This is a genomic window from Blautia sp. AM29-29 (assembly GCF_003480555.1).
Classification (GTDB): domain Bacteria; phylum Bacillota; class Clostridia; order Lachnospirales; family Lachnospiraceae; genus Fusicatenibacter; species Fusicatenibacter saccharivorans.
This window is the reverse complement of record NZ_QUJD01000019.1, coordinates 32,620-46,748: the sequence shown is the minus strand read 5'-3', so window position 1 is coordinate 46,748 and position 14,129 is coordinate 32,620. Positions and strand designations below refer to the sequence as shown.

Sequence of the window (14,129 nt, the reverse complement as noted above, 5' to 3'; positions counted from 1 at the left end):
GCCTGCAAATGACAGGCTGCCGCAAAAAATCATCTGCTTCCGCTTCTTTTCATTCCCCGCACCATTTTCACAATACTCTGGAGTCTCCAGCCTCTTCCAAAGAACACACCATTTAGTGCCAGCGGCACCAGAATACAGAGGACAAAACAGAAGATAAATGGCGTCATTCCACCGTTTCCATAGATCAGCGGTATGATCCTTCGCGTCACTGCGACTTCCAGGATCATCACCGCAGTGTATTCGCCCAGATCCCTCGCATAGCGTATCGCTTCCTCTTTCATTCCCAGAAAATCCCGGAAAAAGATAACGTAGCGATAGGAGATCTGCAGCAAATAGGAAAGTAAGGTTCCAAGAAGGACTCCTGTCATGCCATATGGTCTTACAAGTGCAAGCGATACGACCAGATTCAGAACCGCACTTGATGCGCCTGCATTTTTTTCTTTTTCAAACAGTCCTGTTACCCCCATCATAAGACTGAGCGGCAGTCCCATGATTTTGATCAGCAGCACCACAATACAAAGCACTGCTGTTTCCCATCCAAGCTCATACGCGGGACTCAGCCAGATATCGCAGATAAACGGAGTAATCAGTGAAAAAAGTCCGGCTGCCACGACGGAAGAAATGCAGAAGAACACAAAGGTCAGCTGCCGCAGAATTTCATAATTCCGCCGATAATTCTTTTCGGTAAAGTAATCCCCGATAGTCGGCTGAATCGTGTTGGCCAGAATCGTAAGAATATTGATAATCGCCTGCGTAATCATGCTGTAGTTCGCATACCGTCCTACTGTACCGACACCGATGAACCCGGAAATAATCAGGTTATCGGTACAATTCAGCATTTTGTCCGAAACCCTGGAGATAAACACGTTTTTCAGATCCTTTAAGATCAGCTCCTTAAAGAAAGAGGAACCTTTTTCTTTCCGCAGCTGATGAAGAAACGGATATTTCCGTTCCACATACCAGTTAATCCAGATGTTCAGCATCACCTCTGTCACAATCCCAATGCCAAGTGCCAGAAGATAATTCTGTTGATATGTCACAAGAAGAATAATCGCCAGATAGCTTACAACATTTAAAATCAGGCCGGCGATACTCGCAATGTATTCCTTCTGGTCTGCAATTAAAAGCGATTTTCGATCGGTGAGCAGATAGGAAAGTACCGTGCGAATCAGCCACATAGCGTACAGTATCCGAATATACGCTAAGGAGTAGCTGTTGTTTTTCATAAACAGATGAATCAGCGGAAGCAGCAGCATTCCCGCCGTGAATACAATCACCGCAAAAATACGGTACGCCTTCCGGTACAGGTTCATCAGCGCTGCAATCTCATGCTCATCCTTCCTTGCAAGCGCTCCGTACAGATGATAAACAATGGCTGTCGAAATGCCGAGCTCTGTCACGGACAGGATGTTGATAACATTGGAAATGACTCCGTTCATGCCGACAAGTTCCGCACCCATATACAGATTCATCGCCCGCTGGCTGAAAAATCCAAGAATCAGGAGTGCAAACTGCGAAAACATACTGAAAAAGCTGTTTCGAAATAGATTTTTAATCCGCATGATGTCCTCCTTTTCTTTGTTATGTACTCTCATTACTTTTTTCTGCTGTTTTTCTGGTTTTTACTGTTTCGAAATGGTATGATGGAATGATACGGCACCGTTTTTACAGAAAACCAGGCGATCAAAAATGTTTTTGCCATTAGAGTGTGTCTGAAAAAAGTTTGCAGATTGCGGAAATGATTTTTCAGACGCGCTCTGGTTTATATCTGCCTGATCAGAAAGGATTTTTATGAAAAAAAGAGCTTTTTCCCGTATTTTATTCTCGCTTCTGCTCCTGTTGTTTCTCATCCTGTTTGCTTTTCTTTGCATCTGCGCTTTTTATCATGTCAGTTATACACCGGAAGCGTGTACGGAATCCGCAGATGAATTGTCCAATCCGTATATCGGATTTTATTCGATGTACGGCTATGTTCTCGGAAACGATACACTCTCCAATCTTCCCGACCCGGATTCCAATCCCGAAGAGACACCCGGACTTGTGATGCTGGAACTGAATCTGCGCCGGTTTGCCGATCAGGATCTTTCCGATCCGGCACTTGCACAGCTTGACACGATTTTGTCCTCCTGGCAAAAGCACGGAAATTCGATGATTCTGCGCTTTCTGTACGACTGGGACGGCAAAGCGAAAGAATCGGAACCGCAAAGCCTCAACCAGATTCTGCGCCACATGGATCAGACTGCTGCAATCGTAAACCGCTACACGGACAGTGTTTTTCTGATCCAGGGCATTTTTGTCGGTAACTGCGGAGAGATGAATGGCTCCGACCATCTGTCCGATGAAGACTGTTCCATTCTGATGCAGCATCTGGCAGACGTGATCAATCCTTCGATTTTTCTGTCCGTCCGCACACCGGTACAGCGACGGAAGATTCTGAACTCGGCAGAACTGCCTTCCGCAGAAACTGCTTTTGACGGCTCGCTTTCCTCCCGCCTCGGGCTTTTCAATGACGGAATGCTCGGAACAGCAAACGACACCGGCACATACGGAGATACGCCTGCCTCTGCGGATGCTTACCGCTCTGCCTGGGTGCGCGAGGATGAGCTGGACTTTCAGAACAGGCTCTGCAATTTCGTCCCAAACGGCGGCGAGGTGATTCTCGACAATCCCTTCAATGACCTTGCCCATGCCCTTTCAGATCTCTCCCGGATGCATGTTTCTTATTTGAATTCGGAGCATGATCCGGCAGTTCTGGATAAGTGGAAAAATTCGGTTTACCACGATGAAGCTTCGGTTTTTGACGGTATCTCCGGCTACGACTACATTGCACGCCACATGGGTTACCGCTATGTGGTGCGTAACACTGCCCTGCATCAGTCCCGGCTGAATATCGAGCTCGAAAATGTCGGTTTTTCCGTCAGCTACCGCAGACTGGATCTGGAAATCACCCTGGTTTCCGATGAAGGAAAGCTTTTCTCCTTCCCGCTTTCCGGGGATTCCAGATTCTGGCTCCCCAAAAATACCTCAGAGCTTTCGGTTTCACTTCCGTTCCGTGAACTGGAAAAGGGAACCTATACGGTATATTTTCGGATGACCGATCCGTCACTTTGGCGGGAAATCCAGCCTGCCAACACGTTTTCCCATGATTCTTACGGATTCCGGCTCGGAACACTGAAGCTGGAAAAGCTGCTCTGATACGTGCCCAGAAACACACGCCCGCTTTCCGCATTCTGATTGGCGAACAGGAGCGGACGCCCATCCCGCCTGCGGTATAATGCCAGAAACATTTTTTTTGATTCTGCCACCGCAGGCAGCTTGATTTGCCGGCAAAGCACGGTGGTTTCTCCGCTGTTCCAGGTTCTGGCATCGGTATGGATCCGATATGTTTCCTTCTTTTTGTTCTCCTCTTCTATCTCCAGAAAGCAGTCGGCTTCTTCCGTCAGCCCGGCAAATCCGTGGTTTTCCAGGGTAATCCGCATCCAAATCATCTGACCGGAAGAATCTTCCCCCATTTTCCACATGCGATTCTCTTTTTCTGAAAGAATTTCCACATTTTCCACTACAAACCGGTAACCAAGACGTTTCCCCACAGCTTCGAAGCCGGACACACCGTTTATGGTTTCCTTTTTCCATTGTTCCAGCAGCTGCAGGTCATACGTGCTGTTCAGATAGGAAATGTGCATCTTTTCCAGATCCCTGATCGCTTCCGCGGCAGAAACATTCTCTTTTCCCGCTGCACGATGTACTGCCTCTCCGCCGCAGAAATGGCCGCGCATCGCCACGCTCTGCCAGACAAGCTCTGCTTCGCGGCTCTGTGGTTCCTGCCCCGGCGTTTCCATCGCCAGAGTACCGTATGTACCAAGATCGGTTTCCGATCCGAACATCCCATCGTTATACAGAGTCAGATATTTTTTCTCTTCTTCTGTAAAGTTTCTTGCCAGCTCCCGCCACTGGGAGGGTCTGCGCACCGCAAGCGGACAGGCGCCTTCCAGCGCATCTTGCATAGTCCGAACCAGCGTCCGGAACCCGTCCGGTGTCAGATACCGGGATCCATGCATTTCTCCCCAGTTTCCGATCAGGATTCCCTGCACAACATAGATATCTTCCGAAAATTCCCGGATTGCCGCGCCAAGCTGCCGCATATGTTCCTGTACGGTTTTGATGCTGCCCGGCTCGCGTTCCAATCCTTTTCCTTCCAGATCATAGGCAAACCGAAGGATCATTCCCTTCTTTTGATCCCGGAAAAATGCAAGAATTTTCCGCACCCACGCCATCGACTCCTGTGGGATCCTGCCGGTTCGAAATGCTCCGATCCCAATCCGCAGAAGTACAAGCTCTTCTTCCTTACAGGCAAGATACAGGGGTTCGTCTGTTTTTGCCGCATCAAACGTATACAAATGGTACCAGCCGCAGCCCGGATTCTGTACCGCACCTTTACACTCTGCAAAATCTGCCCGAGAGAACGCGGGATCACTCGCCGGTTCGCTCTGTGCTGTTTTCTGCTTTTTCAGAAAACGGTTCCATTTTTCTTTCCACATCTTTTCGCCCTGCTCCCGCATCCATCTTTAAAACCTTACACCGGAAAATCACGGCCAGTACGCTGTAGAACATCCGCGTCATATACCAGATGGGTTTCAGCCCGGAATGCATGCTTGTTCCCGAGGTCCGGATATGCATGACTGCCGGAATTTCAACCACTTTAAAATCAAGCAGCATCATCTGTGTGATCATGTTGGTATCCGGATATTTGTCATCAAAATGATTGTATTTTGAATAATAAAGCACTGCCTTGCGGCTGAGCCCCTGCAGTCCTGTCGTCGGATCTGCAATCCATCTTCCCGTCGCGATGTGCAGCATGCGCCGGAACAGGCGGAATGCCAGCTTTTTTGCAAAGCCTACCGAAAACTCTGCGCTTCCATCCATAAAGCGGGATCCCAGCACAATATCCGGTGTTCTTCCGTCTGTATCTTTTTCTTTCAGTTTTTCATAAATTTTTCGAATGTTGCATACATCATGCTGACCGTCCGCATCCATCTGGATCACGTACCGGTAGCCCCTGCGGATCGCATATTTATAGCCAAGCTGCAGACCGCTTCCGTAACCGAGATTGAAAACATGCGTTACTACCGCATAGCCGCGCTGTTTTACCATCCAGTTTGTGTTATCGGAGGACGCATCGTTCATAACCAGTACATCTACCAGCTCCGCGATCTCCGGCTGTGCCAGCTGATCCATCACTTTTCCTATGTTTTTTTCTTCGTTGTATGCCGGAATAATCAGTAATACTTCTTTCTGCTCCATAATTCCCGCCTCACTTCATCAGATCCAGCATCCGCTGAATTTCCTCTGTCTGTCCGTTCCCTTTCTGTTTTGCTGCCGCCACAATCCGCTCTTTTTTTTCGGTATCATCGATCAGTTCTTCTATTTTCCGGGCAATGCCCTCCGGGGTCAGCAAGCAGAGCAGACCATCGACTCCATCCTCTATCTGCTCACGGTTTCCTGCACAGTCTGACGCAATCACGGCACAGCCAAGCGCCTGGGCCTCCTGAATGGCAATGCTTTTCCCCTCAAACCGTGTCGCATGTACATAGAGATCACACTGTGCATAGTAGGGAAACGGATTTTCCTTTATGCCAAGCAGAATAAAGTCCTTCTGCAGTCTGAGCTCTGCAATCTGTTTTTCAAGAGCCTTCCGTTCTGGACCTTCGCCCACAACATACCACCGCGCCTTGTATCCGGCATCTCTGATCTGTTTCATTGCCAAAATAGCGATATCATATGCTTTCTGGTGTGCCAGCCTTCCAACCGTTAAAATACGGACACCGTCATAAGAATCCGAAAAGCCACCCGGCTTTTTAGCCTCTCTCTCGATCCGCTCTCTGTCTATGATATTGTGAAAAACCTGCATTTTTTCTTCATACTCCGGGTAAAACTCCAGGAAATGGCGGCGTGTCTCCCTGGAAACCGTATAGATAACATCCATTTTCTCGTAGCAGTCGCGGTCCATTTCCCGTGTATATCCGGAATCGCCGTAAGCAATATGGACAAATGCAGCTTTTTTCTTTGCATTCACGTGATCCGCAACGTAATAAGCAGAGCCGTCTTCCAGATAAGCAACCGCAAGATCAAAGGTTTCATCCAACCGGTCTGCCCCGTCCGAAAGGACTCTCCAGAGCAGTTTATCCGGCTGAATTTTCCCCGCCTTCTTCATCACGCGCAGATTCTTCATCAGATACCTGATTTTTTCCATGGTGTGTCCGTGCCGGAACAATGCCATCACCGATGTCTGCAGCAGTTTTCGCCTTCCTGCACCGGAGAGTACGGAATCCTCACAGATCCTTTTGTTTTTTATATGAACTTCCGGCGGCACCCTTGAAATCATTTCCCCCTGTCCCAGCAGTACATACAGCGAAATTTCATATTTCTCTGTATCCAGATGGTTCAGAAGCTCCAGCAAAGCCGTTTCTGCTCCTGCACGGCCAAGCGTATTGATTACAAACAGTATTTTTTTCATAAGTCTCTTGCCTGCTTTCCTGTCAGACGTTCCAGCTCTTTTATGATTCTCTCATTCTCCTGGTTCAGCAGAGAAACCTGCATTGCCAGTTCCTGATTTTTCATCAGCAGAGAAGAAATCTGTATTGTCATCTGATACATGCCCCACACGACAAGGAACCCGGTAAGCAGCAGCACCGCCAGACTTCCCAGACTTAAGCGGCTGCTCCAGCCGGAGAACTTCGGAACCGCACCGCTTAAGATTGCCGCAAGGCCGAGCAGCTCCCAGGTAACCGCCAGATTTATCGTCAGTTTCTTTTTCGCATGCAGCACAAACGTCACTGCCATAATCCCAAGCCCTGCCAGGATCACACAAACCTTTATAATTGTCGCTGTACTCATCGTTTCATCTCATCCTTCTGTTTCTGCTCTTCTGCCCTCTGAAATACCAGACCGGATGGGCGCTTTCCTTTCCCGTGCCTGATCAGATTTCCGCGGCAGAAAACGTGCGCATCCATATTTTTTTCCACCCATCGCAGTCTCGCAAACGCCACGCTCCATCCTGCAAACGATCCTGCTATGACCCCAGCCCCATACCAGACGGCCGGCAGATGGGTAGCAATCAGGCTGCCGATCCAGGTAACAAGACAGAACACAATCGCCGTCAGGATTGCGCCGGTCAGGTCATCGAAATAATACAGAAAAATGATTTCCGCATACATAAGGAACAGAATAAAATATCCAACTGCAAGGGACGGATAAATTTTCATGGTCATGCCGGAAAAGCCTTCTTGCGGCAGGAAAATCACGCAAATCAGATATATCACAACGGAAATCATAAACTGAAGGCGTGCAAGCGTCATCAACTCACTGGAAAGCTGGCGGAACATCCGCTTTTTTGCATTTTCAATATCGGCTCCCTTTCCGCCAATCACCGCCTCGGAATACAGCTTGTATTTCTCATGGAAACGCATTTCGACGCGTGCAATGAAAATAATCGATGCCGAGAGATTGGTAAACATGGCAAGGCAGGAAGCCATGTCATATGGCTGATTGCAGACAAAGCTCTTTACCAGCTCCATCCGCATATCGGTTGTCCAGAACACAAAGTTATGGATATACAGCCCCAGAATATACAGAAAATTCGAAAAAATCAGTTTCCAGTATTTTCTGAAATACTGCAGCACCGGCCGGTAGCGGTTACTGTTTTTGACAAAATACCGCCGGATCAGGGCGTTTTCCAGTGTTGCCGTCACAAAAAATCCAACCGTCAGGGAAAATAGCATGCTGCGCGTCGTCTCCCATTTCATGAGGAAATGCAGAATCAGTGCCAGGACAAATGCAACCAGCATTCCAAAGAAGAAATACTGTGAAATCCTCTGATAATCCTTACAGATGGAAAGATAAATCATGGAATAGAAAACCAGCACCAGGCTGATATAGCCACAGAAACTGCAAAATACATACGCCGTTGACACCTTCCCGACAAAATGCTCCCACAGACAGAACGGAATGCCGACCAGACAGCTCAATCCGATATTCAGAAGCATTCCGATCTGATAGCACGGCAGGATGTCCTGATACCGTTCCTCGTAGATCACGTCGGACATATAACGGGACAGCACCGCATTAAACGGTGATGCCGTCAGTAACGCAAAAATAAAGATATAGAGAATCGTACAGGAAAACAGCTCACGCGTGGCATAGCCGACACTGGAAAATTCAAGCAGCTCTTCCATTAAGATCAGATTGAGAATGACAACCATCATCGGCGCAATCGTTACAACGGTACTGTAGGAGAATCCAATCAGGTTTGTCGTAATGGTATTTTTTTCAAAAATCCGATTCAGGCGAACGCCGATTCCTGCCATGCCATCTATCCCCTTTCCACCTTGCGGTGTTTATTTTATTTCTGTTTTTCCGGCAGCTTTACCGGTTCCTCCTGCCATTTCTGGCCCATCTGCTCCGCAAAATCGCGGTAAATCTCCCAGTATGTTTTCTGCATATATTCCACACGGTATTTCTGCATAACACGGCGGTATCCGGTTTCTCCCATTTCGAGGCGTTTTTTCTCACCGGCCGCCATATCCAGCATTGCCTGTGCGATTTCTTCTATATTCATGATATGCGTAACTATTCCGGCTGCGCCGAAATCATCGCTCTCACCGTAGATCAGACCATAGCAGTTTCCGACATCTGTCGCAATAACCGGCTTGTGTGCCGCATAGCTCTCCAGAATCGTCAGCGGCTGGCCTTCGCTGATGCTGGTCAAAATCGTCACATCCATTCTTCCCAGATAATCCCGGATATTGATTCTTCCGGTAAATACCACGTCCGGAACTTCCAGATCCGATACGAGCTGGAAGCATTCCTCGGCATACTCCCGGTCCTCCTCCCATGGTCCCATGATCCAGAGCTTCAGTCTTCTGTCGCGCTCTTTTGCAAAGGCAAATGCCTGGATCATCGTTTTCACATCCTTGATGGGTGTGACACGAAGAACTGCACCGATGTTCACCATTCCCGTATCCTCTTCGGTCTTTCCCGGGATATTCTGAAGATTTTCCACACGGATTCCATTCGGTGTGACCATCGTCTTTTCCACCGGACAGCCAAGCTCAACCTGCAGCTCCCGCGCGTGCTCAAACAGGGAGGTAATCAGAGTTCCCTCGTTGTACGCCAGCTTTGACATTTTCCGGAACTGGTCAATCCAGATATTTTTGTAGATTCCCGCAACCCACTTCGCTTTAATCAGCTCCTCCTCGCGTTCCCGGGTGTAAATACCGTGTTCCGAAATCAGGAGACGGCTTCCATAGAAATGCTTTGCCATGGCGCCAAGCACGCCGGCATAGCCGGTTGCAACGCAGTGATAAAGATCCGCCTTCGGGAGCTCGGTCTGCATTGTGAGAAACAGCGGCAGATAGATGGAGCGCATAGTCCATAAAAAGTCAGAGAAAACGATCTGGCTGTATTTCAGGTTGTAGCACTCTTTCACGGCATTCAGAAAATCCTCTCCCATCAGGAGCGCATTCAGGGAAACATCTTCTTTCCGGAACAGATCAAACAGGACATTCCACTCGATATCCTGATCAAGAAGCAGACTTCGAAGTGCCTGATACTGCTCTTTCTTCAGCCGATGTTTATGTCGTTTTTTACTTCCGCCCCAGTCCACATCGTCCAGATAGAGTTCATAGACGGCGGAGACATTTTGGGGCAGCTCATACGCATACTTTCCGCGCTGGGAACGGTTTGCCGCAATGGCGAGGATGATAAATTCTGTTTTTGGGAAAAGCTGGATCAGACTGTGTACCCAGCTGGAAACACCGCCTACCACAAAGGGATAGCAGCCCTCCGCTACCATACAGACTTTCATTCGTTTTTCACCCCCTCTTCATAGTAATACCGCCGGTCGGATGCACGAAGTGTAATCGTTACTTCACTCTTTTCCGCGCGGATCAGCCATGCAGAATCCTCCAGCTTTTCTGCCGTTCCGCCCGTGACCTTTTCAACGCTTTCATTGTGTGTCCGAATCACATAGTACGCAGTTTTCTCTGTTCCCGTGGTCTTTAAGGTGATGGTGTCGCCCTCTCTTTCGTCCTCGTAGCGTAAGTTCAGGAAGGTGCGGATTCTGGAATCGCAGGTGGAAACCGTGGTACCGTCAAATCCGGAAAATGGCTGCCAGTAGGTTCCGAGGTTGGAGGCAAATTCTTTGACGATTTTTTCCCAGCGGTCCTCCTCTGTTTTCGGATAAATCACTCTGCTTAAATCCAGCTCTACACTGGCATAGCCGAGCGCACTTTCAATACTCTTCATTTTCATCCAGGAACGATAGGTAAAACGTCCGGTATCTTCCGTGACAATTTTCTGCTGTGTCGTCTGTGCATCCAGGTAGCTGACCAGATCGCCAGCCGTATCTTTGCTCTTAACTACGGTGCGGACACTCCCAAGAGCAGACTGCTGTAAAGCTGTTTCCATCTCCTGTTCACTCAGGTTTCCACTGAAAAAGGAGGAAAAGTAAAAATCCGAAAGATTTTTCTGCATGAAGCTCTGATCTTCGTCTAATTTTTCCTTTACGGATGTTTCGGATTCTGTAAAACCGGAAAGTCCCATCTCGCCTTTTTCTTCGTTGAGCAGCTTCGCATAATAATGCAGCAGCTCGCCATCTGCTTCTGCCGGAGCATCATAATCCAGTTTTGGTGCCACCATACAGGTAAGACCGAAATGATTTTTTCTGTAGATTGCTGCAATCGACGGCCAGACAATATCGCGGTTAACACCTTTTGTTCCGTTTCCGTAAATCTCCTGCATTTTGTCCGTATTTTCCTCTGCAAGTGACGGAAAGTTCTGCACAACAAGATTCTGCGCATTTACAACCGGATAAATCAGATAATTTCTGGTTTCATACACCATTCCCGTCAGCAGTCCCAGCCCGGTTTCATCCCCCATATAATCTCCATTTACGGCAAATACACTGGCTGTCCCGAAATTTTTCCGCCAGATCACAACCGGATAATCCTGGGTTTTCAGCGTCTGATCCTCCGGAAAGCCTTTCATATAAGTTTTGGTTCCATCTCCAAGCTTAAACCATGGAAACGTAAGCTTAAGATCCTGCCTGTTTTCTTCTTCCTTATTTTCGGCCCGGTAAATATTTTCTCCGCCGAGCATCAGATTGTCATACAGATCCAACCCCGTTACGGTTGTAGAATCCTCTTTTACTTCTGCAATTCCAACCAGCTCCCGCAGCTTCTGATTTTTCCGGATCACAGACACCTCCGGGAGATTTGCAAACACAACATGGATCCCCTCATTCACACTGTTCTGCAGATCTACGACATCCTTTAAGGCGGTCCAGTCGATGCTTTCTGAATTCACTACAATCATCTCCGGCTGCTTTGCACCTTTCTTCTCCATTGCCTGCTCATATTTGCGCATGGATGGATAAACTGCAGCTTCGTACTTCATATACCGGCACCATTCACAGACAACCGCCCCCACAGAATGCTCCTCGGCTTCTCCGATATAGACGATCGTTCCCCGGCTTCCTGTTATGTTTTTCTCGCCGGATGCGTCTTCTGTTCCAAATGCGCCGCTGCCATCTTCCAGATCTTCTTTCTCTGCCGCATACGCATTTTTTTCATAGTGGTTCAGTTTTTCCTTTGCCAGATTCAGACCCTGAAACAAAAAGAGGATGATTGCCATAAGCATTGTGATCGCTGCAAAATTTCTGCGGGAAACCATTTTTTCTTCCTCCTTCTGTCATCAAGTCTTTTTTGTTGAAATTTCAGTTTTTTCAGCCCTGTCTGTCTCTTTGTTTTTTCCCGTCTTCTCTACTTTGGCATTGGATTGTTGTAGCCATAATCAATCGCAAGGTTGTATGGACTGTTAACGTTCTGCTGAAGGCAATAGCAGATAAAGCTGTCGGATTCATAGTAAACTTCCATTTCATTCGGGTAAAGCTCTTGGAACCTCTGTGCCCACTCATACATATGGCTCATCGTGATCCAGCGATTCTCTCCTGTGTAGGGATGAAGTCCACCGGTAAACGGAAGTGGCGTTTCCGCTCCCTTGGCTGTGACTTCTTCGTGTTTCGTACTTTCCCCATAATCAACTGGTATCTTTTCAATAAAAAAATACACGTATTTCGTTGGTATTATAATCTCCGGATTCTGCCCCAGATCTTTCAATTGATTTAATAAGGTAATGGTCTCATAGTGATATCCATAAAATTCTGTCATGCGAAGCTCATCATTCGCTGAACAGATTGTCCATGTAAAATCTTTATTTTCCCGCAAGATATTGGTAACGCATACCATGGCTCCGTTATCTTCCAGTGCTCCGACCTTTACCGGCTCTCTTATAAGACCCTGCGATAAAACGGCTGTTACAGCCGTCACAAGTGTCAGGAGGGAAGCAATCCCGCCAAGCCATCTTCGCTTCCACCGGCGTATCGCCAGATACACCACTGTATCTACGCCAAGCGCCCAGGCAAAGCAGATGGCATAGCACAGGAAAATGCCGCAGCGATTGGCATCCATCAGCGCCGGAAGATGCAGCAGCGATGCACACTGCAAAGAACACATGCATAGCAGATAAACAGCCGCAGACAAAACAGCTCCCGCAAAATCGTTTTCACGCAGCACTGCCAGGAGGATGCCAAGAAGCAGCAAAATTGCAATACTTCCCAGCGTAATTTCTGCGATATATGGTTTTACATTCATGACATTAACGCGGATGCTTTCCCGCACTGCCGATCCTTTTTCTTTGAGCCTCTCCGACAGCGGTTTCTGCTGCTTTTGTATTCTTTCTTCTGCCGCTTTTCGCAGCTCTTCTATCCGGGACTGGCTGAGCACAGAACCGGTTTCACCGTTCTTGGTTGTGTTGCCGCTGCTTTCTGCTTCGCCGGCCGTCAGACTGTCGGATACACCGTCCTGTGATAAAGTACCTGCTGTATCCGCATCCTCCTGCTTTTTATCACCGGTAATGACGTTCATTCCCCAGTACAGCGATCCCTGCAGCCCCTTTCCCATCGCAACGCCCGCCGCCATCGGCAGGACTGAGAGAAGGACGCTTAATATTCCCGTAATCAGGATTCTTCTGAAATAGTTCCACCGGAAAAAACGAAAGCAGAAGCCAACAGCAACGCCAATACAAAACAGGCCTGCAGCCATCGTACCGTAAAAATGAACGGTCAGCGTCAGCGAAAATCCAATCGCAAACTGTACCAGATACCAGCGGCAGTTTCCGTTCCGTTCTTTTGCAAATTCCTGAAAAAAACGGATCGCCATACAGACAGAGGTCAGGACAAAAATCATACTGAACTCCTGCGGCAGTGCACTTTCAAAACGGGCGTACGTACTCCGGTTGAAGATATCCATCACATAAAACAGTATCCCAAAATACGGCGTAAACCTTCCCCTGCACACCATTTTCAGCGCCGCGACCAGTGCCAGATACACAAAATACGTCTGCACTACGCCGAAAATCCGAAGCAGCACATAGGTAGGAATTCCAAATACCATATGAAGATAATAAATCACAATATGGAATCCATACGGATACACGCCCGCAACCCAGATATTATTCCGCTCAAGCTCATTGATCCAGTAATTGTGCACCGGAATATCACTTGCTTTGTAGCCGAACGTTTCCACCATATTCGGTCCATACACATACGTGATCGCTGCAATTGCCGCCAGCAGCACTGCTATTTCCGGCAGCGCATGCAGCCATTGCTTTCGTTTTCCCCGAAAACACCGCTCGTAAACGGTTCTCCGAAGCTGCGCCAGAGATGTCTTTTTGCCCCGCTCTCCATCAAGCAATCGTTCGATCCGCACCAGCAGGCTCTCCATTGCTCCCGGGATCTGTTTTTTTCTTTTCCAGATCCAGATAAAAAGGAATGGCCCTGCAGTTCCGAGGAGCAGCGTCACACGGCTGCTGATCCGAAGAAACTGCAGCAGATAAACGAGATAAATGATATAAAAATTCCCTGCGAAGAAATAAGCGATCAGTTGTTCTGCAACGGAAAACCGATGAAACCTCTTCCCAAGGATCCGCCATGGAAGAAACAGGGTTACGATGCCATAGGCAGCAAAAATTTCCAGAAATTGTAAAATTGTCAGCCATCTCATGGACATCTCTTC

10 protein-coding genes are annotated in these 14,129 nt (G+C 48.1%); 1 reads left to right on the top strand and 9 read right to left on the bottom strand.

What is annotated here, in order from left to right; translation table 11 throughout:
• Positions 1–29: 29 nt before the first annotated feature.
• Positions 30–1,562, bottom strand: coding sequence for a lipopolysaccharide biosynthesis protein (locus DW769_RS13365; protein WP_199688484.1), 1,533 nt, complete (start codon positions 1,560–1,562; stop codon positions 30–32).
• Between the two features lie 229 nt (positions 1,563–1,791).
• Here DW769_RS13365 and DW769_RS13360 point away from each other — a divergent pair, with 229 nt between their 5' ends.
• Complete coding sequence (locus DW769_RS13360) at positions 1,792–3,195, top strand: DUF4832 domain-containing protein (protein ID WP_118750484.1); 1,404 nt, start codon at positions 1,792–1,794, stop codon at positions 3,193–3,195.
• Here DW769_RS13360 and DW769_RS13355 read toward each other — a convergent pair.
• The 8 genes from DW769_RS13355 to DW769_RS13320 form a co-directional block, all read right to left on the bottom strand.
• A complete protein-coding gene (locus DW769_RS13355; protein WP_158579827.1) occupies positions 3,150–4,538 on the bottom strand; it encodes a DUF4832 domain-containing protein in 1,389 nt (462 codons plus the stop codon). The two genes, DW769_RS13360 and DW769_RS13355, sit on opposite strands and share 46 nt — an antisense overlap.
• A complete protein-coding gene (locus DW769_RS13350; RefSeq protein WP_118660393.1) occupies positions 4,471–5,301 on the bottom strand; it encodes a glycosyltransferase family 2 protein in 831 nt (276 codons plus the stop codon). Before DW769_RS13350 ends, DW769_RS13355 begins: the two co-directional genes overlap by 68 nt.
• Before the next feature lie 10 nt (positions 5,302–5,311).
• Positions 5,312–6,514, bottom strand: coding sequence for a glycosyltransferase (locus tag DW769_RS13345; protein WP_118750482.1), 1,203 nt, complete (start codon positions 6,512–6,514; stop codon positions 5,312–5,314).
• Positions 6,511–6,894 (bottom strand): DUF2304 domain-containing protein, encoded by a 384-nt coding sequence (locus DW769_RS13340; protein ID WP_117510144.1) that lies wholly within the window; start codon positions 6,892–6,894, stop codon positions 6,511–6,513. Before DW769_RS13340 ends, DW769_RS13345 begins: the two co-directional genes overlap by 4 nt.
• On the bottom strand, positions 6,891–8,363 hold the full coding sequence (pelG, locus tag DW769_RS13335) for an exopolysaccharide Pel transporter PelG (protein ID WP_118595564.1): 1,473 nt from the start codon (positions 8,361–8,363) through the stop codon (positions 6,891–6,893). The genes DW769_RS13340 and pelG overlap by 4 nt, the downstream gene beginning before the upstream one ends.
• A gap of 35 nt (positions 8,364–8,398) precedes the next feature.
• Positions 8,399–9,862: a GT4 family glycosyltransferase PelF gene (gene pelF / locus DW769_RS13330; RefSeq protein WP_117801623.1), complete on the bottom strand. Its 1,464-nt coding sequence runs from the start codon at positions 9,860–9,862 to the stop codon at positions 8,399–8,401.
• Positions 9,859–11,727, bottom strand: a complete 1,869-nt coding sequence (locus DW769_RS13325) for a DUF2194 domain-containing protein (RefSeq protein WP_118750481.1) — start codon at positions 11,725–11,727, stop codon at positions 9,859–9,861. The genes pelF and DW769_RS13325 overlap by 4 nt, the downstream gene beginning before the upstream one ends.
• 89 nt (positions 11,728–11,816) lie before the next feature.
• Positions 11,817–14,123, bottom strand: coding sequence for a hypothetical protein (locus DW769_RS13320; protein WP_117801625.1), 2,307 nt, complete (start codon positions 14,121–14,123; stop codon positions 11,817–11,819).
• Positions 14,124–14,129: the final 6 nt, after the last annotated feature.